The sequence below is a fragment of the Pelagicoccus sp. SDUM812002 genome (assembly GCF_031127835.1).
Lineage (GTDB): Bacteria > Verrucomicrobiota > Verrucomicrobiia > Opitutales > Opitutaceae > Pelagicoccus.
In genome coordinates, this window is record NZ_JARXHX010000004.1 from 158,860 (window position 1) to 184,520 (window position 25,661).

Here is a 25,661-nt window from a genome sequence, read left to right on the forward strand (position 1 = left end):
AATACATGAAATCTGCATTTGATACAAAGGAAGTCTGGTTGGTTGTAGGTAGCCAACATCTCTACGGTCCAGAGACCCTTAAGCAAGTTGCGGCCGACTCTCAAGTCGTGGCCGATTCTCTCGACTCTGACTCGAACGTACCCGTTAAGGTCATCTTCAAAGCTCTGGTTACGACACCGGACGAAATCCTTGCGGTTTGTCGCGAAGCAAGTGCGGCTACTCAGTGTGTTGGCGTAACGCTTTGGATGCACACCTTCTCTCCATCCAAAATGTGGATACGCGGCTTGAAAGCGCTTACTAAGCCGATTTGCCACTTGCACACGCAGTACGGTCGTGACCTGCCCTGGTCTAGCATCGACATGGATTACATGAACTTGCACCAATCTGCCCATGGTGGCCGCGAGTTCGGCCACATCTGCGCTCGTCTCGAGAAGGAGCGTACGGTGATCGTGGGGCATTGGGAAAATCCATCGGTTCGAGGCAAGTTCGCTCGCTGGACGCGGGTGGCGGGGGCATGGGCCGCTAGCCAAGAGCTCAAGGTGGTACGCTTCGGAGACAACATGCGTCAAGTAGCGGTCACGGACGGTGACAAGGTGGAAGCCGAATCCGTTTTTGGATACGCAGTCAACACGCATGGCATTGGAGATCTCGTGGAAGTGATCAATGGTATCAGCGACGCGGAGATCGACAACCTGTGTTCGCAATACGCCGACGAGTACGAGCTCGCTTCCAAACTGGTCGAAGGAGGTTCTATGAGGTCATCGCTTCGGGATTCAGCCAAGATCGAGTTAGGGCTTCGCTCCTTCCTTGAAGCCGGTGGTTTTGGCGCATTCACGGACACCTTCGAGGACCTGCATGGCATGGCGCAGTTGCCGGGTCTCCCTGTTCAGCGCTTGATGGCTGACGGATACGGCTTCGGTGGCGAAGGGGACTGGAAGACGTCCGCCCTCGTGCGCACCATGAAGATCATGGCGAGCGGAGTAGACGAAGGTACGTCTTTCATGGAAGACTACACCTATCACTTTAATCCAGCGGGCAATCGCTGCCTCGGCGCTCACATGTTGGAGATCTGTCCATCTATCGCAGCCGCGAAGCCGTCTTGCGAAATTCACCCGCTCGGGATCGGGGGCAAGGAAGATCCAGTTCGCCTCGTATTCAATGGCAAGCCAGGCCCTGCTATCAACGCGTCGGTCGTAGATATGGGCAACCGCTTCCGCCTACTCGTCAACAAGGTTAATGCCATGCCTCCAGAGCAGGACCTACCGAGCCTACCGGTTGCTCGCGTACTTTGGGAAGTGTTGCCAAACCTCGAAGATGGAGCTGCCGCATGGATCTACGCAGGAGGTGCTCACCACACTGGCTTCAGCTATACGGTCAATGCCAAGGATATGGAAATGTTTGCTGGCATGGCAGGTATCGAGTACTTGCTCATCGATCAGGATACCAGACTTCGCGAGTTCAAAAATGAGATCCGTTGGAACAATGCTGCCTACGGAATTCGTGGACTGTAATTGAAAATGAATTACGAAGACATTAGAGAAGAGTGCGTCGCAGCGAACAAGGAGCTGCAGTCGCTCGGGCTTATCGACATCACCTTCGGAAACGTGAGTGTGTTGGATCCCACGGTGGGGGTTTTTGCGATCAAGCCAAGCGGCGTTCCCTATGATGCCTTGACTCCGGAACAAATGGTTATCGTCGATCTCGAGGGCAAGACCGTCGAAGGCGACTTGCGTCCTTCTTCCGACGAGCCAACGCACCGTCGACTCTTCATCGAACTAGGCGACAAGGGCATCACCTCAGTCGTGCACACTCACTCTCGCAACGCGGTTGGTTTTGCTCAAGCGGAGCGCAGTATCCCGTGTTTGGGTACAACGCATTGTGACTACTTTCGTGGAGCAGTTCCAGTAACGCGAGCTATGACGGTGGAAGAGGTTGAGGGCGCTTATGAGTGGGAAACGGGCAATGTGATCGTGGAGCTTTTCTCTGAGGTAAATCCGCTCGAAATCACAGCGGCGCTCGTGCGCAACCACGGACCGTTTGTCTGGGGAAAGAATGGGGCAAAGGCGGTCGAGACAGCGTTCGCTCTCGAGATCGTCGCGGATATGGCAGCCAAAACCTTGGCGCTTAATCCATCGGCAGCGGGAGCGCCAGCGCACCTGCTCAAGAAACACTACGATCGAAAGCACGGCCCCGGCGCGTATTACGGGCAAAAGTAATTTCGCATTAGAGATAGTCAGCAAAGCCTCGCTTGGACCTGCCGAAAGTCCCAGCGGGGCTCTTTTGTGCGAGCTGGGGTAGGCAGCGGCGCTGAGCTTTAGAAAATCTTATAGCATTATCAGTTGATTGAATAGGCATCCAGGCAAGTTGCTGTTTCGGCTGTCAATTGTACCGTTAAGCATAAGCGAGGGCCGTGGGGTTTCGGTCTTCATCTAACGTTAAAGGAGGAGAGTGATTGCGATGTTACGGAGTATTAAGGATCTGATGGGGTACCCGGTTTCGGCGAAAGATGGCAAAGCGGGAAAAGTTAAGGATGTATTGTTTGGCGACCTACACTGGAGAGTTCGCTACCTGGATGTGGAGACGCGCCGAGGACTGCACTTGAACCTTCGGTACCTGAGCAAGGACGAATCCGAGGATGATCAGGTGACGCGACGCTTGATTGAGCGGAAGCATCTAGGTCTGCCGCAGCTGGGAATCGATCGGCGGGAGATTCCGACGGACTTGACGGTCGACGAGGTCAGTAAATGCGAGGGGTTCGGTTCCCATTTGTCAGCCGAAGAAAAGTATGAAATGGAGTTCCGGCGTTTCTTCCGGCATGCGATCTACGATGAGCGTCCCCTGTTTGGCAGTTTCGGTATCTCGGGATACATGCCACCGGTGACGGCCTACGAGCACTCGGACAAGGAGATCCGCAGTCATCTCGATCGCATGGGAGAGTTAGCTGGCGAGCACCTACATTCCGCCAAGGCAGTGATAGGCTACCATGTAGTCGGTAAGGAAGAGACGCTAGGTCTCGTAGGCGATTTAATCTTGGACGCGGAAAATTGGGAGATTGCGTATTTGGTTTTGGATACGCGGCACGGAATTCCTTCCCGCAAGTATTTAGTCGATATGGACCAGGTTACTCGTCTCGATTGGTCGAGTTCCAGCATGGAGACGGCACTTCGAGCCAAAGACTTACTGCCGATGCGGCGGTATTGGGTCTATGATCCTGTCAACAAGGACAGCACCGACCACGAGTACGACTATAGCGGAAAGCCTTGCCTGCGTAGCCTCATGGAGGACGTTTTCTGAAATTATCGGGGAGTTCATTAAAGGTTAAGCGGTATTCGGCGTGATCTCGAACGTCATCTGTTAGGGGCAGTCGTAGGCTTGCACGAAGGAGTATGAGCTGTTTTTGTTCGGCGTTTCATGAGAGAGAGACGCCATATTACAGCTAGAAGAGGAGCGATTGCTTAGCGATGCAGCTGCAGCCGACTTTCCGGCGTAGCGTAATGCTGCTCCTCGTTTTGATTACCTTGTCGTTTGGTTGGTGGCCGTTTACTTTCTCGCCGGACAATGATGTGGGCTTCGATGCGAACACTGCGGCCTGGGCGTTCAACAGCGGTTACAAAGAGGGGGATACTTCCGCTAGAGGAATCGTGTACTGCGAATCAGAGATTGATACTCGAGCTTGGTCGGGGATTACAGTACGCGTGATCCTAAAGGGCCGCTCGAATGGGAGCGGTCTAGGCGCGTTCTTAGAGTTCTTCGAAGAAGGTGACGGCTTGCCGGCTTTGCTCATTTCCCAGTGGCAGGAGCATCTGGCGATGCGGAGCCGACGGAATACATCGAAGGTCGAACGTGGTTATTCGGAAATCGGGTATCGAGGGCTTTTCTCGAGTGGGGATTTCGTGGAGCTCATCGTGAGTTCGGAAGGGCAAAGGACGCATGTCTACGTCGATGGCCAGGTCGTGGAGAGGCGCAACGATTTCAGCCTGCTGGGAGAGGACAACAGGTTCGTGGGTCGACTCGCGATCGGAAACAGCGCCGATGGCACACACCCTTTCACGGGAGAAATCCGCACGGTCGAAATCTTCGATGCCTTCCACAGGACTAATTCGAGTGACTTCGCTAGCGCTACGCCTGTCTATGCTTTCGACCTTAGCTCGAGAGCGACGCCGGCAGGCCTTTACATTCCTGAATCCTTCGAGCCAGCTAAGCGGAAGAGACTCAACCCAGTTAATGCTGCCAACATGGACAAGCCGGGCTATCGAAACGATGTGGTTGTAAACTCGCTCGGTTTCATACCGGTAGGAATCTGTTTCGCGGCTGCGGCACGGCGCCGAGTGAAGTCTGTGATCGCTGTGTTGGTTTGGGTCGGGATCGCCTCGTTTTGTCTCAGCTTTACGATCGAGTGGATGCAAAGTTACCAGGTGCATCGCGATTCGAGCCAGCTCGACGTGCTGCTCAACACGCTCAGTGGCTGCGTCGCCGTTTTGGTGCCAAAAAGGTGGATACTCTTCTTGTGAGCGGTCACTGCGTTTATTGTTACACAGAAATGCGGTGGTAAGGGCTTGAGATTTCTATCTTTTCTCCGCGCTGAACTCGGGCTAAGTTTCCCCTTGTGAAATTCATACTTTCGTTGGACCAGGGTACCACAAGTTCGCGAGCGCTTTTGCTCGATGAGCGTGGACAAGTTGTAGCGTCGGGTCAGGAGGAGTTTCAGCAGATCTTTCCGAAGCCCGGTTGGGTCGAGCATGACCCGGAGGCGATCTGGTCTTCGCAGTGGAGCTCCATCGAGAAAGCTCTGTCCGCAGCGAGTTGTGGATGGGATTCCGTTCGGGCGATCGGCATCACCAACCAGCGTGAAACGGTTGTTGCTTGGGACGCAGAATCGGGGAAAGCGATTGGAAATGCGATTGTATGGCAAGACCGGCGCACGGCCGACTTTTGCGCAGAGTTAAGAGACGCGGGTAAGGAATCCTGGATACAGGAGAAGACAGGACTTTTATTGGATCCATACTTCTCTGCTGGTAAGATGAAGTGGATCCTGGAGAATCGGGAGGAAGCCAAAGCCTTGGCGGAAAAGGGACGCCTTCGTTTTGGCACGATCGATACATGGTTGGTATGGAAATTGAGCGAGGGAAATTGCTATGTGACGGATGTCACAAACGCTTCGCGGACCCAGCTGATGGATCTTCGGATTTGCGAATGGGACAGACAACTATGCGAACTATTTGGTGTAGATGAATCCATGCTTCCGCAAATTGTGGATTCTAGCGGAGATTTGGCCAAAACTTCACTGCAGCGAAGCGGTGGTTTAGAGGTGCCGATTTCGGGAATCGCGGGAGACCAGCAAGCGGCATTGTTTGGGCAGCTCTGCTTCGAGCCAGGAATGGTGAAGAGCACCTATGGAACGGGCTGTTTCGTTTTGATGAACGTCGGGCGAGGCCCGGCCGTATCGCGCAACCGGCTGCTGAGCACCTTAGCGTGGAGGATCGAGGGAAAGACAGAGTACGCATTGGAAGGGAGCGTATTTGTTGGTGGTTCTGCGGTGCAATGGTTGCGAGACCAGCTGGGAGTGATCGAGGCCGCCAGCGATATCGAAAAGCTAGCAGCAAGCGTGGATGACGCGGACGGCGTGGTGGTAGTGCCCGCTTTCACGGGATTGGGCGCTCCTTACTGGGATCCGCACGCTCGCGGCGCGATCATGGGACTGACGCGGGGAAGCTCAGCCGCGCATATCGCCCGGGCCGTTCTGGATGGAATCGCGAACCAGGTCTGCGACGTGGTGCGGGCTATGGCCAGCGACGCTGGCCGCGAGCTCAAGGAGCTCAAAGCGGATGGCGGAGCATCAGCTAATAGTTTGCTCATGCAAATCCAGTCGGACGTGACAGGTGCGACCGTGAGCTGTCCTAAGATCCTGGAAACCACGGCTTTAGGAGCAGGATTCCTAGCGGGGCTGGGTGTAGGATACTGGAAATCGAGGGACGCCTTGGTCGAACTCGTGGAGCCGGATCGCCTTTACGTGCCTGTGATGAGCGAAGATGAACGTAGCCATAGGATGGTCAAATGGAGTCAAGCGGTGGAGCGTTGTTTGGCCTGGGAGAGATGAGTCTTGCAGGTGCAAATCGGACGTTTCGCGGGCGGTAAAAACGTGTCCTGAGAAGCGGCAGAGGGAAGTCTGGGAGCGCTCCGCGGGGTGTCGAAGCCGTTCGCTTGCGATTGCCGGTCCAGATTCAAACTTGGGAGCGAAGCGGGCTTTACTTTGCGTGGCTTAGGTTCTTGAGTGCGGCAAATGAACTTGCCCAACGTCCTTACCTTATCGCGGATTCCCATGATGTTCCTCATCGTGTGGCTTATGCGTGAGTCGTTTACGGGTGCGGCGACGGCGGCATTCGTGCTATTCGTGATCGCTGGGATTACTGATTGGGCGGACGGCTATGCTGCTCGTAAGTTGAATCAGGTGTCGAATTTCGGCATCCTGATGGACGCGTTGACGGACAAGATCTTGGTGCTCGGAATCATGGTGGCTCTCGTAGACAAGGGGCCGGATGCGGGAGGCATTCACATGTTTCTTTTCCTGCTGATCCTCTGTCGCGAATTCATGATTACAGGGTTGCGTCTGGTAGCTGCCACCAAAGGGGTCGTCATGGCAGCCGAGAGCGCGGGAAAGCAAAAGACGGTCACGCAAATCATCGCGTTGGGAGGATTCCTTTTGGCGATGGTTTTCCACGTTGACTGCGTGCGTTGGGGAGCAGCATATTCCGCCGATATCGCTTATTGGGTGGAGTGGATTGGCCGAGGCTTTTTCTGGATTTGCACGGTGATGACCCTGTATTCAGGCGCCAAATACTTCCGGAAGTACGGCGAGCTTGTTTTTAAGGACTGAGATAATTTTCAGATGATCAAGAATCCAAGATGGGCCCGTTTCTGGCCGGACAGAGCAGTCGTGAATCTGGCGACCATAGGTAGTTTGGGGCAATTCAAGGCTCCGGGAACTTGGGGCTCGGCCATGGGCATCGTCTTCTACGTGGTGTTCGTTGCTCACCTGAGCGACTTCGCTGCCGTCTTGTTCCTAGCGGCAGCGTCTTACTTCGCGATAGGTGTTTGCGGTGAGGCGGAGAAGCGACTCAAGAAGGTGGATCCAGGTGAGATCATTCTCGACGAGTTCGTGGCGATGCCGATCTGCTTCCTAGGATTAAGTGGGGTGAACTATCACCCGCATTATTTCCTTATCCTGCTCGCGGGCTTTTTGCTGTTTCGCTTTTTCGACATCCTAAAGCCGCTCGGAATCAAGAAGCTCCAGCGCTACCACGGCGGGTTCGGAGTCGTGGCCGACGACGTGGCGGCAGGTTTAGTCGTGGCTGTGATTATGAATGTCGGCGTACATTTCTGGCTGGGGTGAGGCCATGGTAAAATGGGCTGTTCAGGTAGCTACCTGTTGCTCAGAGAACGTTGTAGGCAAGTGCTATGTGGCACCAACTGAAAAGTTCATAGTTGGTACTTTTGCAGTGCTGTTTGGAAGTCAAACGGCTAAGAGTATTTGTGATAAGGAAGCTAGTAAGGCAGGTCATCTGACAACTGACTCCAAAGTCGTCGATTCATATCTCAACGATCCCATGATCCAAGCACTCTATCGTGAGCAACAGGAGTATGCGGCGTTGCCGGTATTCGAACTCTCAGGTATGTCAACTGGTTACAGAGCCCCAAGAGAAGAGCATGGTACTAATCGTAGTCCGGAGCATTTATCTGGATTAGCACGTCAAACGGCGACCTTCGAAGAAAAAAGGCGGTCGGCTTTAGCAGAAACGTACGACCACCCAGCCTACACCTTGATGAATTCATCTTCTGGCCCGAAGTATACGAACGCAGACTCGGCGAAGGCTAACTTGAATGTAGGATCTCAAGCGAAGGAAAGCCTTAAAGTTATGGCCGTGTCAATGGCGGCTCCGCCAGCGATTGCTTACGGATCGCCTTACCTTCTTGCTGGAGGCAAAGCCTAGCGCGAGGTATCTGGCAAAGGAAGCTGTATGGCATTTTAGAACTGGCAAGGAAATAGGACGCGTTCTCAGCTATCAAGCAGCTAAGAATCCAATCAGATTTGAGCAAGGAGCTGAGGCTGTGATTAACTTCTTTGGAGGGGATGGAAGTATGCAGCTAACTCCAGGGCAATTTGCTGGATCGGGTGCTAGGGAAATCTGGACGAGAGCCTTAGGACTGCAGGAACCAGAGGTTATCGCTGGTCAAGGTCTGCACGGACTCGCCAATGCTTACAACGACTGATAAATGCTGAAGGGTTTTGGCGGGGCTGTTCTGTTCCTACTTCTTTCTGTAGGCATGCTATTCGTTGTGTTTGCTGGCAGCGAGCAACCTACCGGACGTCAACTTTGGCTTCTTGTGTTTGCTTCATCTATTTTTTGGTTTACCTCTATTTTGGCATCCGAAAGCGGAAACTTCGCAGGGAGAAGAGTGCAGGCAGAACAAAGTCGAATCTCAATACTTGATCCGCGTCCTTTGCTCCAACTTCTGGATACTCAACTTGCGTTCAACTCCCGCACTGCGGCACATGCTCCTCGGCAAGCTCGTCGGTGCTTCGCACTCACGCCAGCCGCTTCGAGTCTGTCATGCCAGTGCTTTGCTTCGTCGGCACGCTGTCTCAACTTGAGCCAGCTCTTCGCCTCCTTACATAATACTAGTGCCCCACCGGTCAGGGTGTCAGCAACCAGCCCGCCCCCGACAAGTCGGGGTCACGCTTGCTGCTTGCCTCCCTTCCTCCCCGGGACCCACCCCGCGAGCTTTCGCCGCAAGCGGCGACACGGGGCACCCGATCCCTGTCCTCCCACACGCAGTGTGGGGGCTCCGAGGCGCACGCCGCCTTTCGTGGCCGGTGCCTGGAACGCTTGCCAGCCCCGGCCGCCGATTCGCACCTTCACCTAATTCCGAGGACTGGGCAAACGTGTCACTCCTTGAACTCTGGCGTTAGCCGTCTTCTTACCAGTAGTAGATGAGCGAATACGTCGGTGAGATGTAGTATCGGTCTAGTCGCTGAAATTATCGGCCTTAGATACTTGAGAAGGAAGACGCGACACGGCCTAGTTTTTGGCAATATTCCGTTTTCGCCTTAAGCCCTTAGAACTATTTAGCGTGCTGTTGATTCGCCTTTTTTGCTGCGGGCGTAAAGGATGAGAGCAAGTCCTGCGACAGCCATGGCGATGGAGAGAATCGCTCCGCGGTTGAGGCCCATTACCGGAAGTATGCCTGCGTCATGCTCGCGGAATTGCTCTCCGATGATGCGGACGATGGAGTAGCCGAGCAGGAATTCCCCGCCAACTTGGCCTGGATGGTTTTTGAGTACCGGTGTGGTCCAGATCCGGACTTGGGTGTAGACCAGCATCAAAAGGCCCTCGAGGCCTGCTTCGTAGAGCTGCGAAGGGTGTCGCGGCATCAAGCCACCCCCCGGAAAGATGACGCCCCATGATCCGTCGGTAGGCTTGCCCCAGAGCTCCCCGTTTTGGAAGTTGGCGAGGCGGCCCAGCAGGAGGCCGGGAGGGGCGAGAGTCGCAAGGATATCTCCGATTTTAAGAAAGCTAACCTTGAAGCGTTTCGACATGATCCAACCAGCCACCGTAACACCCGCAAATCCGCCATGACTGGCCATGCCGCCATCTGTGAACTTGAAGAATGCGAACGGGTCCTCGAGTAGAGTATCAGGAGAGTAGAAGATAAAATAGCCGAGGCGACCGCCCACGATGACTCCGGCAATGACTCCTAGGAAGAGATCGCTTTGCTGGTTGGTATCGAGTGGAGACAGTCCCTTCTTGTAGTAAATGTGCAGCAGCCAGGCCCCGATCATGAAACCCAGCACGTAGGCGAGGCCGTACCAGCGGATCGCGAGCGATTCGGTGAACTGGTAGATGATGGGATCGAGGTCGTGGGTCCAAGGCGGAGAGAAAAGCATCGTTCGATTTTTGGGAAGTAGGTAATGAAACGTTAGGCTGGATACTCGTCGATATGGATTTCCGCGAGGTCGACGTTCGTAATTGCGAAATCGATTGGCTCGGCCCGTTTAGCGGGGTTGTCGGTTTTTACGAGGAAGTGAACCCTCTGTACTGGATCTGGATCTGGATTGGATACCTGAAACTTCCCTGTGTACGTGCCGTTTTGGATTCGGTGCTCGATCGCTTTCAAGGGTGGCTCTTGACTAGTTAAGTCAATGTCCGCGCGAGCGGATGAACCATCTGTAAATTTGAAATCCAAAGTGCAGGTTCTCTCTGTCGTTTCGATCGAGAAGGCGAAGCGGGCGTCCCTGGCCACCTCGCCGAAGTGCTGAATCAAATCAGGACTCTCTTGCCCGTATCCTTCGATAGAATCTTGTCTGTCTGCGAAAATCGCGTGCACCGCTTTGACTTCTGTCGAGGGCTTGAAGCACCAACCGAGTATTCTCAAGCAGCTACCGTCGTGGGTCGCTTTGTCGATGACGTGCATTGAGAAAGCCTAATGGGGCCGATTTTCGCTTTCAGATTCAGCGGCGGCAGCGTCTTCTGCGGTCTTCTCCGCGCCTTTGCTCTTGGCCTCGGAGCGGGCGAATTCCCGCATATCGATAGCGACGTCGTCCTTCTCGAAGATTTCGCGGCCAAGGATATATTCCATTATGTCTTCCATGGTGACCACTCCCGCCATGGAGCCGAACTCGTCCACGACCACCAAGAGCTGCTGGTGCGTCTTGAGGATGGATTGAAGGGCAGCGGATACGGTTACGGTTTCGGGTACGAAATGTACCTCGTTCATGATTTCGCCGACGCAGATTCTATCCTGGTCCTCGGCTACGTATTTTAGAAGGTCGCGACGGCGAACAAGGCCTACGATTTGGTCAATTTCCTCGTCGTAGACCGGGAGGCGGGCGAATGGAATGTTAGGATAGGTCCTGAAAATATCGCCAATCGTGAGGGCTTTTTCCAAGGCTGTCACCACGACACGCGGTGTCATGATGGCGCTCACCATTTCGTCGTCGAGCTTGAGGGCGTTGGTGACCATGTCGGATTCGCTACTTGTCAGCGTCCCGTCTTTGGCTCCCTTCTCGGCGAGTAGGATGATTTCCTCTTCATTCGAGGAGGAATCCTCGCTGTTTTGCTCCTCGCGCACGACGAAACGAACCGAGATATTGGTCAAGGTGGTAGCGGGCCAGAGAGCGATCTTCATCCAGCGAAGTGGGCTTACCACCCAGGGCTGGAGCTGAATGCGGTAGGTGACTCCCAAGTTCTTTGGGATGATTTCCGAGAAAATGAGGATACTCAGCGTGAGCAGGCCGGTAACCCAGCCGATGATGTTGCTGTCCCAGATCTGAATCGCGAGAGAGCCGACCAAGGTGGAACCAGCTGTGTTTGCGATCGTGTTGAGGGTGAGGATCGCCGAAATAGTGTCGGAAAGCTCAGTCTTGTGGGCTTCGAGAAGCTCGCCTTTGGGTGGCAGCCGCTTCTTGAGGGACTCGATGTCGCCAATGGTGGTGCTAAGAATGAGGGCTTCCAGCATCGAGCATACGAATGAGACGCCTACAGTGAAGACGACAGCGAGCACGAATTGCGTGATCATTTGCGGCGCTTCGAGGGAATTTGCGAGCGGTTAACGAGAGCTCGTGAGGGGATGATAGGGCAGGGGAAGAGACTCGAACTTCGCGAGTCAGGCTCCTCATCCAATTCTCCCTCGAATGGGAGAAAGGCGGAGCCAGGGCTACTGTCGGCGTGTTGGGCGTGCGTCATTGGTTTTTTCAAAGATGCTGCCCGGTGGAGAAAAATCAAGGGTCATATTAGCGTGGGAAATCGGGCTATTTCTGTCAGAAAACCGTGCGGATCGGTACTCGTTATTGCAAAAGAGGTGTTGGCAATTCTGATTGGGCGGGTGGATCCTTTCGTATTCGACCAGAAGTTTGCCAAGTTCGTGGGACAAGTGGATTCGGCGGCGCTGGCGAAGGGAACGGAACTGTACGAGTCCCACGCGGCGCGGCTGGATGCGCTAGGTAAGTCACTGATCCGCGGCAGCGTGATCGAGAAGCGTGAAGGGGCGTTTCAAGTCCGCTTGGAGGACAACGACCTAGGAGGCTTCAGCGGGAGTTGCACCTGTGACGTCTTCTTCAATTGCGCCCATGCATACGCTTTGGCGAGAGTGGCACGCGACCGTTTGGTAGGGTTGAGCTCGCCCGTGAAGCGAGACGTAAAACCGATGGAACCTGCCTTGAGCCCATTCGAAGATGAGCTCGCTCGTATTTGGCGATTGGCAAAACAGTCGGGAAATCTCTTGTATCCAAAGGACCTTTACAAGGTTGTGGCCGACAAGCCTAGCCTAGGCATTTCGGGAAGGGAACCGATTCGCGAACTAAAACGCGCGTTGCAGAGAGAAAGCCCAAGGTCGCTGGACGAATTCTCAGCAGTCTTGTTCGACTACTTTGCCTTCAAGGGCATCGTTCCGATGGAGGGTTACGAACGCCCGGCTGGACATAACAAGGGAGCCGATCGTTTCGAGCTACCTACGAAAGCCCCGTCGTGGGATCGGCCAGCCTTGAAGCTTCAGGCGAAAATTCGGCTTGAAGAATCGCCTGATCGCGACTGGTTTCAGGCCCGGGCGGTTTGGGAGGTCGAGGGCGGTGGATATTCAGCGGAAGAGATCAACCGTTTGCGCGAAGCGGACGGCGGACTCGTTAAACTAGAAGGGAAGGGGTGGCTTCGTCTGGAAAGCGAATTGCCGAGTGAAGAGAAGCTAGCCTTGTCTTCACTTGGTCTCGATCCTGATCGCGGAAACACGCAGAGAATCCATCTCTGCCAAGTTGAGGACCTTTTGCCCGAAGAGATGCTGGTGGAGCTTAGCTGGAAAGAGCTCCGCAAGCGGGCAAGTCAACTGCGGTCGCAAGACGAACCGTCTGTTCCCGTAGTATTGAAATCGGTGTTACGTCCCTACCAGATCGAGGGCTTCCTCTACCTTTGCCGTCTCAGCCGTTTGCGATTCGGGGGTATTCTGGCAGATGACATGGGTCTGGGGAAAACGCTGCAAACTATCGCATGGATGCTTTGGCTCGCGGAAAGCAGAAAGGAACCCTTTCGCGCACTTGTCGTATGTCCCAAGTCTGTAACAGATAATTGGGTACAGGAGCCCTCGAAATTCGCAACGGGGCTCCGGTCAGTTCTGTTTCGTTCTACCGGAGATGACCTTAGAGCGGCGAATGTCATTGTCGTCAACTACGCTCAGCTGCGAATCAATGCAGAGTACTTTCTGGCGGAGGAGTGGGATGCGGTGGTGCTGGACGAGGCGCAGTATATTAAGTCCCCGAGTTCGCAGACGAGCAAGGTCGCCTACCGCCTCAATGGGCGGTATCGGTTGGCACTGACCGGGACGCCAATCGAAAACATTCTCATCGATCTTTGGAGTATTATGCGTTTCGCGATGCCGCGACTGTTCGGTCCTTTACCGTCGTTTCAGGCCAATTACAGCGCCGCTCGCGGCAGCGAAGCAATGGCGGACCTTCGTCAGCGGATGCGGCCATTCTTGCTTCGTCGACTCAAGCAAGACGTCGCCAAGGAACTGCCGGAAAGGATTGAAAAGGACATTTATTGCGAACTTGAAGGCATCCAGCGCGAACGCTACGACGAGGAGTTGTCACATGCTCGGAGCGTTCTGAAAGCAGCGAAAGGACAGGGCGGCAGCTTGAATGTGCTACAGGCATTGTTGCGACTCCGTCAAATTTGCTGCGATCCCAAATTACTCAAGGGTAGCGAGGTTGATGACCTCTGCGAATCGGCTAAGGTGCAGGCCTTGTTTGATCTGCTCGAGCCCTTGGTAGCGGAAGGGCATAAAGTGCTCGTTTTCAGTCAATTCGTTCGCATGCTTGAGATTGTCGAGGCCGAGATGGAGGATCGCGGTATCGCCAATCTCTGCTTGACCGGTAAAACCGAGAACCGTGGTCAAATGGTTGAACGGTTTCAGAAAGAGGGTGGCGAACAGGTCTTTTTGCTGTCGCTCAAGGCGGCTGGTTCTGGCCTCACGCTCACGGCTGCCTCCTATGTGGTTTTGCTAGACCCATGGTGGAATCCGGCGGTGGAAGCTCAGGCAATTGATCGAGCCCATCGAATTGGACAGACGAACCAGGTAATCGCTTACCGTATCCTTGCCAAGGATACGATTGAGGAAAAAATCAGGAAAATCCAAGATGAGAAAGCCAACCTCGCGGCAGCCGTGTTCAGCGAAAATTCTCCGAATAACAATCTGAGTTTGGACGACATAGAAGCCTTATTGGAAGCGTAGTGCAGGGTCTATTTGTTCTTAGCTTCGATCCAGCGACTCATGAACTCGGTCGAGCGGTGTTGGTGGTGATTCAGGAGTTTGCCGACAAAGTTTTTGTCTCGGTTCGTGTGCATCGATTCGTGGGCTTGTTCCAAGATCTGAGGTAGCTTGGGAAGCCAGATCTCCTCAGCGAAACGCTTTTTTGCGATCTCATGGCCGCACGCTTGGGCGTATTTCCACGCAGTGGGATTGAGGTACGTTTCTACTGCTGTATCTGCGAATTGTCCTGGTTCGATGGATACTCTGCTTCCCCATTCGAGGTCGCCGCACATTCCCTCTACCGCGATAGGGGATGCGATGCTCGGAGTACCGGCGAGAAAAGCGTCCGCGAGTTTACCTTTGAGGCCAGCTCCGAACCGTAGAGGAGCTAGGTTGACGCGGTAATGGGATAATGTTTCGACCGCGTTTGGGGCCCGCCCGCTTATGCAGAACCCTAGTCTCTCGTTGTGGAGCTGTCTTGCTTTATCGGGTGTGTAAGATCCGTAGACATCCACTTCCGCTTGCGGCAGTTTGTGTCGGATGATCGGCCAGATTTCATGGCGGCAAAATTGCACAGCGTCCCAGTTCGGCTCGTGCATGAAGCTACCGATCATGACAAAGTTGCTTCGATTGTCGTAGCTAAGATTCTCGGAGTTGGGCTTTGGCAAAGCGAACGGCCAATAGGCGAGGCTGGAGTTTGCGATGGGAAAGTTCTGCTCTAGCAGCTGCACTTCGAATTCTGAAATAATCAGACAAAGGTCTACGCGGAGGAGTGACGCGATTTCTCTCAGAGCTATCGGGTTATGCAAGTTCAGGGTACCGCCGGTTTTCAAGCTCTGGTGGCGTGCTTCCCGCAGGCAATGTAGATCGCTAGTATCGATTACTCGTAGACTGTCTGGGAGTGCTTGGGCGACACGCCAACCATACTGTTCCTCCGTCATGAAGCGGTCGAAGATGACGATCTGTGGTGCAAGCTTGCTTACCCAAGTATCGAAGGATGAATCATTTAAAGCGATGCTGTGCGTCGTGAGTTCAAAATCCTTGCCGAGATCGTGGCTGTGATCCGAGACTTGAGCGGCACAGGCGAAATGGATCTCCCAATTGGTTTGGCTGATGCTGCGAATGAGGTCTAAGGTACGCGTGCCGGCTGCAGATGACGTGGGCTCGGGCCAAATTTTGCCTAGGATCAGAACTCTCATGCCGCTCCCTTATTCGAGTTTGGCGAGTGTGTTACCAGTTTAAAGTGGGTGCGCGGAGCGTTGGATAGTGATCAAAAATTTACATGTGATACCGGCTGGCCTAGTTTCCGCTGTGTTAGTTTTTTCGTTTTGCAGCCCTCGAATTAAGGATTAGCCATGCCAAAATTTAGTCTCGAACGTTCTATTATGATCAGAGCGACAGCAGCTGCAGTATTCGCGAACGTTAAGGATTTCCAGAACTGGGCAGGCTGGTCTCCGTGGATTCTCGCGGAGCCGATGTGCAAGCTAGATTATTCCGAGGATGGTAGAGGCTATAGCTGGTCCGGAGACATAATCGGATCAGGTAAAATGGAAGTTATGGATACCGTTGAAAATCGAGAGCTTCATTATCGGTTGACGTTTCTTAAGCCCTTCAAGTCGGTCTCGTCGGTCTCGTTCTTCTTTGACGAGTGTAGTGAAGAGACGAATACTCGTTGGACGATGTCAGGCGATTTGCCGTTCTTTCTATTTTGGATGAAGAAGATGACGGTAGCAGCTATCTCGATGGATTATGACCGCGGCTTGCGGATGCTGAAAGATAAAATCGAATTGGGGTGGGTGCCTTCGCTTATGAAATTCGCTGGTTTTGAAATGATCGATGGGTTCGAGTACGTGGGTCTGAGCAACGACTGTCGAATCCCTGAAATTTCAGTTCGCTTGGGTGAGGACATGCAGAAGGCGACTGCCTTGGCGAAGGAATCGGGATTAAAGATTTCGGGACCACCTGTTTGTTTTTATGATACGTTCGAGGTTTCGAAAGGAACCGCGAGTTATACGGTCGCTCTTCCGGTAGAAGCAGGTTCACCTTGTCCGACAGGTTTGATAAGCGGGACGATGCCCGACCAAAAGTGCTACGCTATCCACCACACCGGACCTTATCGTCACTTGGGCAATCCATGGGCTGCAGGGACGATGCATCAACGCGCCAAACTCTTTGCCCAGAACAAATCGACCTCTCCGTTCGAAATTTATCTTAGCGATCCGGCGAATGTGGCTGAAGAGGAGCTCTCTACATCGGTTTGCTTTCCTGCCAAGTAGACCGTTTAACTGTCGATTGTAGGGGATAATGTATCTAAAAGTTTGATACGATAGGCGGTGTCACCGCGTTCGAGTAAACGAATTGCTAGGAGAATTAAACGCACGGACAATCTCTTGGGATTGCGTAGACACGCTGAAAATCTGGCGACCGCTATATCTCTTTCTAGAATCAGTTGTGACTGGTTCTCCGAGCTTGCTAACGAGAGCTCAAGGGTCTGAGTCCACGCTTTGTCTCGGGCGTAGGCGATGCTGTAGATGCTCAACTTCTCGTCGATCGGACCGAGAAGTCGATCCGCAAGCCCAAGAGGCCGAAAGATGTGTGTGAGGCGTTGCTGGGTATCTTCGATGAGGCTTTCGAGCACACGGTTTATCGAGTAGAAATCGTTCTTAAGAGCCAAGGGATTTTCGGGTGAGGTTCTCGCAGCGGCGACACCGAGGTCTAGGCTGATGTGAGCGTTCATGCCGAGCAGGAGATGCTGGAGGGTAATAAGTCGCTTGGATTTGGTAGAGAACGCAGCGTTCCAGGATTGGGTAGTTGGTTTTCCCGTTTGGAAAGCGCGGTAAGCTTCCATGTAACGGCTCGCGAACATAATATCCAATTTCTCCATACGAGCGTTGTCCTCGAAGGCTTTATTCGCGATTCCGTCTTTCACGGCGATCGTGACCCTTTTGTAGAGCGAGGCAAAGTAGCCGAGAGGGTCTTGCTTGTCGATACAGGTGAGAACGATTTGGTCGAGTTCCAAAATCACCTCGTCTATGGAGCGGATCATAGACGAAACGATAGGTTGCGATGGGTGGAAAGGTCGAGCTTGAGATGTGTCGCAAAAAAACACGCACGGCTAACATAGCGGTGCGTGTCTGGCGGCATCGATCGATAGATACCATTTAGCCTTTAAATGTTCATTTTTTTGATAGCACGATGAAGGCGTGAATAATACCGCCGAGACCGAAAAGCAGGACCCAAAGCAGGATATTTATGATGAAATCCTTCCCAGCGCCCTTTTTGAGAAAAACGGCAACAGGGGGAAGGAAGATGGCAAGGATTATGTCGAGGATACTCATAGCGAAGAACTTGATAAACGGCTACCTAAGGAGGGTCAAGGACGATGAGTAAACGGACCTAATCTAGAATTTCGGACGATTCGGCGGGCGGCGATTGCGTCGGGTACTAACGGGAGCTGCGGTGGGAGCGGCGTTCGAATCGGTGGTTGGCCGCACGGCTGGCTTACTGCTAGAGCGGCCGTTTTGTTTTGGTCCAGGGCGTCCACCGGATCTTCCTGTTGGGCGTGGAGAAGGTTTGCCGCTTCGGTTACCGTCAGGACGTCCGCCACCTTGTCGTGGTCCTCTGGATACTTGGACCTTCTTGGGTTTTTGTGGGTTGGCGATGCGCTGGGCCTCGCGTCCAATCACGCCCTTGGGACTTAGTTCGAGGAGTTTGATCTCGTGCTTGAGAACCTTTTCGATGGCGACCAAGTAGGCCTCCTCTTCAGAGCAGACGAGGGAAATGGCTTTGCCCTTCTTTCCGGCGCGGCCAGTACGACCTATACGGTGTACATAGTCCTCGGGTATGTTGGGTAGTTCGAAATTAACTACATGAGGAAGATCTGCTATATCGATGCCGCGGGCGGCGATGTCGGTTGCGACAAGAACGCGGATGTAATTGGTCTTGAAATCTTCGAGGGCGCGTTCGCGAGCGGATTGGCTTTTGTTGCCATGGATTGCTGCTGCGGTAATGCCGTCGGACTCGAGTTGCTTGGCGAGCCGGTTAGCTCCGTGCTTGGTACGGGTGAAGACGAGGACTTGTTTCCAGTCTCCATTCTGGATCAATGAAGAGAGTGCGTCGCGCTTGCTTTTTTGGCCGATAGAGTAGGCCTCTTGGGAAATCATGTCGACCGTCGCGTTGCGAGGTGCGACTTCCACTTCGACGGGATTGCGAAGGATGGTGTCAGCGAGCTTTTTGACCTCCTTTGCGTAGGTGGCGGAGAAGAAGAGGTTTTGGCGATCGTGCGGGAGTAGCTTGAGGATCTTCTTGATGTCGTGGATGAAGCCCATGTCGAGCATCCGGTCCGCTTCGTCGAGGACGAGGGTTTCGATGGCTCCCAAATTGGCCTCTCCGCGCTGGCAAAGGTCGAGCAAGCGTCCTGGCGTGGCTACGATGATGTCGAGTCCTCGGCGGAGCTTGGAGATTTGAGGGTTGATGTTTACGCCTCCGAAGAAGCAGGCTGAGTGCAGCTTCAGGCCGTCGCCGTAGTCGATAATGCTCTGGTGCACTTGGGCAGCGAGCTCGCGGGTCGGCGTGAGGACGAGAGCGCGGGGCCGCTTGTTCTTGAAGTTGGACTCAGAGAGACGTTGCAGGAGGGGCAGGCTGAATGCGGCGGTTTTGCCGGTACCGGTTTGGGCTCCCCCGAGGACATCGCGTCCTTCGAGAATGGCTGGTATGGCTTGGGCCTGGATAGGAGAAGGCTCGGTGTAGCCTTTTGCGGCGACAGCGGCAGATATTTCCGGACGGAGTCCGAGAGTTGCGAATGGCATATGTGTGCGGTAGTAGCGGGTCGCGGCCACACGTTTTGCGAACGTTGGCTCCGATCTAGCGACTTCCGATGGCCTGTGAGGCGTGGTTAAGTTTCGCCTCGGTAAAAGTCATTTCCTACCGGAGCGATGCGTCGGCCGATCAGAAGGCAAACGCGAGTTAGGAGCGGAGGGTTAGCGCAAAGGAGTGGATTCGCCTAGGAAAAAGATAAAGTCTTTTTTCTATGGCTGCTCCAGAGAGGCTCAATAAAGGCCTTCTGAGAGAATGACTTGACCGTCGGGAATCGTTTCTTCTTGGATCGGAGCCGCGACAGTTTCGGGCCTTCTGCGGTCGAGCTGCTCTCTTTCCTTGGCTCGCTTCTCTGCAATTTCCATTTCCATCGAATGGGTGACCGCATCTGCAAGATGACGTAGGAGTTGCCCTTTCCGTATCGGTTTTGGCAATGCTCGGTAGCGAATACCTTCTATTTCGAAAAAGTAGTTAGGTTTTTGGTCTTTCTTAGCGAGGATGCCCGTCAGGAAGAGGTATTTGGTGAAGCGGCAATCCTTGTTGTGGGTAAGCTCCTGAACGATGCGTGTTCCCTTCATGTCGGGCAGCATCACATCCACGATCATAGCTCGCGGGGGATTCATCTCCACGATATGCAATGCATCCTTGCCTGTGCCACACTCAAGGACGTCGTAGCCGGCTTGTTCGAGAATGCGGGCTATGAGCTTGCGCGAGGTACGATCGTCCTCAACTACGACGACGCGGTGCTTGGATCTGGTACTAGTTTGCTGCATGAGGAGGAGGTTGTGGGACAAGGCTGGAATCGTCTCCCCTGCGAAGTTCTTGAACTGACTTAGCTAATATTACTGGGTTTCAGTTAAAATATTTTCAAAACGGGGTAGTTGGCGCACCGCTATTCCTTTAACTGAACGATGGCCGCGATCTCAACAGGTGCTCCGAAGGGAAGGGATTGGGCACCAACCGCCATGCGCGAGTGCCGGCCTTTCTCACCGAAGACTTCGACGAGAAGATCGGAGCAACCGTTGATGACCAAAGACTGCTCCTCGAAGTCACTCGTGCAGTTCACGAAACCTTCCACTCTTACAATTCGCTCGACTCGATCCAGATCGCCGATTTCTGCGACCAAAGCGGAAAGCAGAGCGATGCTAACGAGGCGGGCACTTTGGTAACCTTCGTCCACCGTGAAGTCTTCACCGAGCTTGCCTTTGATGAACTTGTTGTCCGGACCTTTGGCAATGGCTCCAGCGAGATAGATCATATTCCTAGAACGGACCGCCGGCACGTAATTCGCGACCGACTTGGAAGCAGGCGGCAGTTCGATCCCGAGGGCCTTCAGCTTTTGCTCCGGCGAGTCTTCGGCGAAGGTGCTCGGCAGAATGGAATATAGCAGTATCGAAAGAATCGATACGTTTCGGAGTAATCTATGGAAGCTACAGCAGGTATGAAAGAGCTTCGGTGAGTTTGTTCATTTGTTCCATCCGCCCCATGCTTACCCGCAAGTAGTCTTGTCCGAAGTAGCTACGAGGGCTGACCTTTACATTGTAAGCTCCGAAGATTGCGTCAGCGATCATCTTGGAATTTTGTTTGGTAGGAGATAGCACAAATGTGGTGACTGAAGGGATAAAGCTTTGCCCGACCGATTCGTAGTAGTTGCAAAGATATTTGCGAGATTCTGCAGTCCGGCGTCGGACGGTCGCCAGCCATTCTTGGTCCTGATAGGCGGCGATGGCAGCTTCGAGCGAAGTGTGGCTGCAGCCGCAGCCAATGCCGGTAACGTAGTAGCTTGATATTTTCTCCGCTAGCTCTCGCGTGGTGACGGCGTAGCCGACGCGCATGCCGCCGAGTCCGTATGCTTTAGAGAAGGTTCTCAAGACGATGACGGGCAGTCCCTCGCGAACGCAGCGCATCATGGACAGCTCGTTGACATCGCCCGCATAGTCTATGTAAGCCTCGTCCACGAGGACCGGGCACCGCTCGGAGACGCTTTTGCAGAAGCTGTAGAGTTCGTTGGGGTTGGCAAGAGTCCCGACTGGATTCTCGGGGTTGCAAACGTAGGCTAGGCTGGTATCTACCGTAATTGATTCCTCGATACGAGTAAGGTCTACTTGGTGGTCCGAGGTCCAGGGAATCTTGACATGCTCTACGCCGAATTTCTTGGCCCAGAGCATCAAGGGGTGAAAAGACGGATCCGAGCTCACCATGTTGTTACCCGGTGCGCTGAATGCGCTTGCGGCCCCCATCGTTATGTCGGAAGAGCCTGCTCCTAAAATCACCTGAAATGGGGAGACGTCTTCGCGCTCCGCTATTAGTTGCTTTAGCCTTTCCTGAGAGTCGAGAGGGTATTCATTGGCATAAACGAGCGAAGACCGGATAGCAGAAATCGCTTTTATGGAGGGTCCGAACTGGTTCTCGTTTATAGAGAGATTAGTAAAGCCGTGTGAGCTTGTGAGAGGGGTAATCGCTGCCGTTTGCGGGAAGGCTCTCTGCGAAACGCAGGTAGCCCCCACGGCCATCGAAGCGGATTTGATCCAGGCGCGTCGGTTCATAAGGTAGACATCTTTTTGTGTCTACCGTAAGCGGGTTTCGCGCCACGGAGAGGTGGCGCTTTTTTTGGAGCATTGGCTTCCGCTTTGAACGTGCTCCCACTCTCGATATGGCGGCCTAGCTCGCTTTTGAGGCCCAGCGGCGTTCGCGTTGCTTCACTTTGACGGGCTCGGTTTGTACGATGCAACCGATGACTGCTTTGTGTTTTCTAAGTTCAGTCCATTCCTTAGTGTTCACTCGCCATTTGAGGGAGCTGGCAGCAGGGGCGGAGGTGATGCAGGTATCGGAAATACGAAATGCGATATCACTGGCAGTTGAGCCGCGAGTTCGGTCGAGTGCTTCTCTATACTTATAGAGGAAGCTGTCGGTGTCCTTTTCGGGGTCGAGCACCCAAGTAATGTGCTTGATTTGCCCTGGCATGAAGGCTTCGAGAGGGTGGACTTCCAGGACGTTGAGGCGGACCTCGCCATCGCGGCGAATGACGGTGCCTTTGATGAGCACAAGATTATCGTTTTCTAGATTGTGACCGTACTCGTCGAAGGCGTCGGCATAGCAGTTGACGGTAAGGGACGTTTTACGGGTACCCAAGTTGAAGAAGGCCCATGGGCGGTTGTCTTTGCGAGAGAGTTTCTTAACGACGCCGCCTGCGACGCCGCAGGCTTGGAACTCCACCTTGTCGCCAAGGTTGTCGACCTTCTCGAGGTCGAAGTTTGTGAGAGCTTCAGCGAGCCCTCTGTATTCATCGAGCGGATGCCCAGACACGTAGAATCCAAGAAGCTCTTTTTCGAAGCGGAGCATTTCGCTCTTGGAGAATTGCTTGCTGAGGTCCCATTTGGGAGCGTCCTTGGCTTTGGGCTCTTCGACGATCATGTCGAAGAACGACTCTTGGCCGCGCTCCTTGTCGCGCTGCGCTTCGGCGGCCTGGTTCATAGCTCCTTCCAGGCGATGGAAGAGGGAGCCGCGCGGTTCGCCGGTGAAGTCGAAGGCGCCGGTTTTTATCAGGTTTTCTAGTACGCGTTTGTTAACAGCCTTCGTGTCGACGCGTTCTAATAAATCGTCGAGGCCTTCGTAGGGGCCGTTGGCGTCGCGCTCGGCTATGATGGTCTTGGCGGCGGAGTCTCCGACCCCTTTGACGGCGCCCATTCCGAATACGATTGAGCCTAGCTTTCCCTCGGCAATGTCTTCCTCGCTGTCGATTACCGGAGTGAACATTTCCTTCGACTTGTTGATATCCGGGGAAAGGACGCGGATGCCCATACTGTTGGCCTCATCGATGAAATGGGAGACCTTGTCCGCGTTGCCCAATTCAGCGGAGAGCAGGGCGGCCATAAACTCGACGGGATAATTTGCCTTAAGAAACGCGGTGCGATAGGAGAGCATCGCGTAGGCGGCGGAGTGGGACTTGTTGAAGCCGTACTGGGCGAACTTTTCGAGGATCGCGAAGATGTTGAGAGCTTCCTTTTCCTTGATTCCGTGGGTAGCGGCAGCGCCGTCGACGAAGATTTGCTTTTGGGCCTCCATTACGGAAGCGATCTTCTTGCCCATGGCACGGCGTAGCATATCTGCGCCTCCCAATGTGTAGCCGGCAATGATTCTGGCTGACTCCATGACCTGCTCCTGATAGACGAGGACGCCGTAGGTTTCGGATACGAGTTCTTCGAGGAGAGGGTGGGGAATCTGAATCTTCTTTGGGTCGCGCTTGCCCTCGATGAATTGAGGAATGAACTGCATCGGCCCTGGTCGGTACAGGGCGATCAATGCGATGATTTCCTCGAAGACAGAGAGGCCGATTTGCTTACAGAGGTTTTGCATGCCGCCCGACTCGAGCTGGAACACGCCGACTGTATTACCCGCGTTGAGCAAGTCATAGGTTTTAGGGTCTTCGAGGGATACCTTTTCGATATCGAAGTCCGGCATGTTCCGAGTGCTCTGAATATTGTCCTGAGCGTCGGAAATGACAGTGAGGGTCTTCAGTCCCAAGAAGTCCATCTTGAGCAGACCGAGGTCCTCGGAAGGGCCCTTTGGGTATTGGGTGGTGAGGTCGCCTTCCTGGAGGGTGACCGGGACAAGATTTGAGATGGGCTGGTCGCCGATGATAATGCCGCAGGCGTGCTTGCCAGTGTTGCGCACCATGCCTTCGATGACCTTGCCGTGTTCGACAATGGTTTTGGCGACGGGGTTGACCGCGATCTCGTTGCGCAAGTCGGACGATTTTTCGACCGAGTCGTCCAGCGAGATGTTGAGCTCGTCTGGGATCATCTTAGCGATCTTGTCGGCTTCGGCGAACTGCAGGTTGTTAACGCGAGCAAGGTCGCGCACGATCATCTTAGCGCCAAAGGTACCAAAGGTGATGATGTTCGCCACCGAGTCGTGTCCGTACTTTTCGCGTACGTAGTTTACCACTACGTCGCGGCGGCGCATACAGAAGTCGATATCGAAGTCAGGAGGGGATACGCGCTCTAGATTGAGCATACGCTCGAAGAGCAGACCGAATCGGAGGGGATCGATGTCTGTAATTTTCAATACATAGGCGATGATACAACCCGCTCCGGATCCTCGACCGGGACCAACGGGTATGCCTTGGCTACGGGCGAAGTTGATAAAATCCCAAACGATAAGGAAGTAGTCGACGAAACCGGTACCCGTGATGATGGCCAGCTGGAAATCCATCTGGCCGCATACGAACTCTGCGAAGTCCTCGCGCTCGCCTTCCTTTGGCAGGTATGAAGCGCGGTCGTCGTAGTCGACGCCGTAGCGTTCCTTCAGCCCTTTTTTGCAGAGGTCGAGCAAAACGTACCCGTTTTTCTTATGGTTGGCTCTTTCTTCTGGGGTGAGCTTACATACGGTGTCGTCGCCGTTTTGTTTATTAACTTTGGTTTTCTCGAATTCGTAGATGTCGAGGATGCGATCGAAGGCGTCGTCGTCTGTCTTGTATCCAAGCTCTGGTGGACATTCGAAAACGGGGTAATGGTTTTCGTCGAAAGGGATCACGAGGTCGACCATTTCGGCCACGTGCACGGTGTTGTCGAGCGACTCGGGGACCTCTTTGAATATTTCGTACATCTCCTTGCGGCTCTTGAGATAGAACTCTTGAGAGGGGTACTTCATGCGGTTTTCGTCCTCTATGATCTTGCCGGTCTGAATACAAAGGAGGGCGTCATGCGGCTTGGCGTCTTCCTTGTAGACGTAGTGGGAGTCGTTAGCGCAGATGACCTTGAGGTCGAATTCCTTGGCGAGCTTGAGCAGTCCAGGGATGATGCGGCGCTGGACGGGCATGCCGTGATCTTGGATTTCGATGAAGTAGTTTTCCTTGCCGAAGATGTCGACGAAGGTGCCGGTCGCTTTACGAGCGTTTTCTTCGTCGCCGTAGATGAGGTACTGGGCGGCGACGCCGTTGATGCATCCGGAGAGTCCGATAAGGCCCTTGGAGTATTTGGCCAAGGTGTCGATATCGGCCCGTGGCTTGTAGTATACGCCGTTTATGTGCGCGTCTGAGACGAGCTTACAGAGGTTTTGATAGCCTTCGAAATCCTTGGCGATGACGCCTTTGTGGTGGATCTGGTATTTTGGAAAATCTTCCTTGGGTGGAATGTAGTCTTCAGGAATGTCGCCGATGTCGTCGGTGCGCTTACGTTCGCGTTTGGGGCGTTCCGATTGCTTGTGGTCGTTGACGTAGTAGAGCTCGCAGCCGATAAGCGGCTTGATACCGACCTTCTTGCAGGAGCGATAGAAGTCGATGGCTCCAAAGAGGTTACCATGGTCCGTCATGGCGAGCGCGGGCATGCCGAGCTCAACACAGCGTTGGGCGGCGCGGGCAGGTTTGGCGCATCCGTCGAGGAGAGAGTAGTGGGTGTGGTTGTGAAGATGGACGAAGGGACCTTCGGCGGGATTGGACATGTGAAGCAGTGAAGCTGGAAAGTAGGAGAGTGAAAAGGGAAAGGTTCTAGGAGTTATTCACATCTGGAATCGGCCTTCTAATCGATATTGTCGCAGAAAGTTTACTTTACCGT

At 53.9% G+C, this 25,661-nt stretch carries 22 protein-coding genes; 11 read left to right on the top strand and 11 right to left on the bottom strand.

Annotated elements, in window-relative coordinates; genetic code table 11:
* The first annotated feature begins 5 nt into the window (after nucleotides 1-5).
* The 9 genes from araA (at nucleotide 6) to QEH53_RS08255 (ending at nucleotide 8,268) form a co-directional block, all read left to right on the top strand.
* Nucleotides 6-1,511 carry an L-arabinose isomerase gene (gene araA, locus QEH53_RS08215; RefSeq protein WP_309022688.1) on the top strand — a complete coding sequence of 502 codons (1,506 nt, stop codon included), beginning with the start codon at nucleotides 6-8 and terminating at the stop codon, nucleotides 1,509-1,511.
* Between the two features lie 6 nt (nucleotides 1,512-1,517).
* Complete coding sequence (araD, locus tag QEH53_RS08220; RefSeq protein ID WP_309022689.1) at nucleotides 1,518-2,216, top strand: L-ribulose-5-phosphate 4-epimerase AraD; 699 nt, start codon at nucleotides 1,518-1,520, stop codon at nucleotides 2,214-2,216.
* A 241-nt stretch (nucleotides 2,217-2,457) separates the two neighbouring features.
* Nucleotides 2,458-3,294 (top strand): hypothetical protein, encoded by an 837-nt coding sequence (locus QEH53_RS08225; protein WP_309022690.1) that lies wholly within the window; start codon nucleotides 2,458-2,460, stop codon nucleotides 3,292-3,294.
* Between the two features lie 167 nt (nucleotides 3,295-3,461).
* Complete coding sequence (locus QEH53_RS08230; protein ID WP_309022691.1) at nucleotides 3,462-4,511, top strand: VanZ family protein; 1,050 nt, start codon at nucleotides 3,462-3,464, stop codon at nucleotides 4,509-4,511.
* 95 nt (nucleotides 4,512-4,606) lie between these two features.
* Entirely contained in the window at nucleotides 4,607-6,097 is a 1,491-nt protein-coding gene (gene glpK / locus QEH53_RS08235) for a glycerol kinase GlpK (RefSeq protein WP_309022692.1), read from the top strand.
* 183 nt (nucleotides 6,098-6,280) lie between these two features.
* Nucleotides 6,281-6,874, top strand: coding sequence for a CDP-diacylglycerol--glycerol-3-phosphate 3-phosphatidyltransferase (pgsA, locus tag QEH53_RS08240; RefSeq protein ID WP_309022693.1), 594 nt, complete (start codon nucleotides 6,281-6,283; stop codon nucleotides 6,872-6,874).
* 12 nt (nucleotides 6,875-6,886) lie between these two features.
* Complete coding sequence (locus tag QEH53_RS08245) at nucleotides 6,887-7,390, top strand: phosphatidylglycerophosphatase A (protein ID WP_309022694.1); 504 nt, start codon at nucleotides 6,887-6,889, stop codon at nucleotides 7,388-7,390.
* Between the two features lie 4 nt (nucleotides 7,391-7,394).
* The gene (locus tag QEH53_RS08250) at nucleotides 7,395-7,988 is read left to right on the top strand and encodes a hypothetical protein (protein WP_309022695.1); all 594 of its coding nucleotides are present in this window, start codon (nucleotides 7,395-7,397) and stop codon (nucleotides 7,986-7,988) included.
* 148 nt (nucleotides 7,989-8,136) lie between these two features.
* Nucleotides 8,137-8,268, top strand: coding sequence for a hypothetical protein (locus QEH53_RS08255; RefSeq protein ID WP_309022696.1), 132 nt, complete (start codon nucleotides 8,137-8,139; stop codon nucleotides 8,266-8,268).
* A gap of 856 nt (nucleotides 8,269-9,124) precedes the next feature.
* Here QEH53_RS08255 and lgt read toward each other — a convergent pair.
* The 3 genes from lgt to QEH53_RS08270 are packed head-to-tail and all read right to left on the bottom strand — an operon-like array spanning nucleotide 9,125 to nucleotide 11,574.
* Nucleotides 9,125-9,943: a prolipoprotein diacylglyceryl transferase gene (gene lgt / locus QEH53_RS08260; RefSeq protein WP_309022697.1), complete on the bottom strand. Its 819-nt coding sequence runs from the start codon at nucleotides 9,941-9,943 to the stop codon at nucleotides 9,125-9,127.
* 32 nt (nucleotides 9,944-9,975) lie between these two features.
* Nucleotides 9,976-10,470: a hypothetical protein gene (locus QEH53_RS08265; protein ID WP_309022698.1), complete on the bottom strand. Its 495-nt coding sequence runs from the start codon at nucleotides 10,468-10,470 to the stop codon at nucleotides 9,976-9,978.
* Between the two features lie 9 nt (nucleotides 10,471-10,479).
* The gene (locus QEH53_RS08270; protein WP_309022699.1) at nucleotides 10,480-11,574 is read right to left on the bottom strand and encodes a hemolysin family protein; all 1,095 of its coding nucleotides are present in this window, start codon (nucleotides 11,572-11,574) and stop codon (nucleotides 10,480-10,482) included.
* Nucleotides 11,575-11,880: 306 nt separating this feature from the next.
* On the opposite strand from QEH53_RS08270, the gene QEH53_RS08275 reads away from it, so the two are divergent.
* Nucleotides 11,881-14,274 carry a DEAD/DEAH box helicase gene (locus tag QEH53_RS08275; protein WP_309022700.1) on the top strand — a complete coding sequence of 798 codons (2,394 nt, stop codon included), beginning with the start codon at nucleotides 11,881-11,883 and terminating at the stop codon, nucleotides 14,272-14,274.
* An 8-nt stretch (nucleotides 14,275-14,282) separates the two neighbouring features.
* Here the strand turns inward: QEH53_RS08275 and QEH53_RS08280 are convergent, their stop codons facing one another.
* Entirely contained in the window at nucleotides 14,283-15,491 is a 1,209-nt protein-coding gene (locus QEH53_RS08280) for a glycosyltransferase (RefSeq protein WP_309022701.1), read from the bottom strand.
* A 156-nt stretch (nucleotides 15,492-15,647) separates the two neighbouring features.
* Between QEH53_RS08280 and QEH53_RS08285 the strand changes: the two genes are divergently transcribed.
* Entirely contained in the window at nucleotides 15,648-16,568 is a 921-nt protein-coding gene (locus QEH53_RS08285) for an SRPBCC family protein (protein WP_309022702.1), read from the top strand.
* A 5-nt stretch (nucleotides 16,569-16,573) separates the two neighbouring features.
* On the opposite strand, the gene QEH53_RS08290 is transcribed toward QEH53_RS08285, so the two are convergent.
* The 7 genes from QEH53_RS08290 to dnaE all read right to left on the bottom strand — a co-directional run bounded on the left by QEH53_RS08290 (nucleotide 16,574) and on the right by dnaE (nucleotide 25,548).
* Entirely contained in the window at nucleotides 16,574-17,338 is a 765-nt protein-coding gene (locus QEH53_RS08290; RefSeq protein ID WP_309022703.1) for a DUF5995 family protein, read from the bottom strand.
* Between the two features lie 130 nt (nucleotides 17,339-17,468).
* Nucleotides 17,469-17,630, bottom strand: a complete 162-nt coding sequence (locus QEH53_RS08295) for a YqaE/Pmp3 family membrane protein (protein ID WP_309022704.1) — start codon at nucleotides 17,628-17,630, stop codon at nucleotides 17,469-17,471.
* A gap of 63 nt (nucleotides 17,631-17,693) precedes the next feature.
* Nucleotides 17,694-19,100, bottom strand: coding sequence for a DEAD/DEAH box helicase (locus tag QEH53_RS08300; RefSeq protein WP_309022705.1), 1,407 nt, complete (start codon nucleotides 19,098-19,100; stop codon nucleotides 17,694-17,696).
* Between the two features lie 240 nt (nucleotides 19,101-19,340).
* Nucleotides 19,341-19,880, bottom strand: coding sequence for a response regulator (locus tag QEH53_RS08305; RefSeq protein ID WP_309022706.1), 540 nt, complete (start codon nucleotides 19,878-19,880; stop codon nucleotides 19,341-19,343).
* Between the two features lie 119 nt (nucleotides 19,881-19,999).
* Nucleotides 20,000-20,509, bottom strand: coding sequence for a RidA family protein (locus QEH53_RS08310; RefSeq protein ID WP_309022862.1), 510 nt, complete (start codon nucleotides 20,507-20,509; stop codon nucleotides 20,000-20,002).
* Nucleotides 20,510-20,537: 28 nt separating this feature from the next.
* On the bottom strand, nucleotides 20,538-21,653 hold the full coding sequence (locus QEH53_RS08315; RefSeq protein ID WP_309022707.1) for a histidinol-phosphate transaminase: 1,116 nt from the start codon (nucleotides 21,651-21,653) through the stop codon (nucleotides 20,538-20,540).
* A gap of 115 nt (nucleotides 21,654-21,768) precedes the next feature.
* On the bottom strand, nucleotides 21,769-25,548 hold the full coding sequence (dnaE, locus tag QEH53_RS08320) for a DNA polymerase III subunit alpha (RefSeq protein ID WP_309022708.1): 3,780 nt from the start codon (nucleotides 25,546-25,548) through the stop codon (nucleotides 21,769-21,771).
* Nucleotides 25,549-25,661 lie beyond the last annotated feature (113 nt).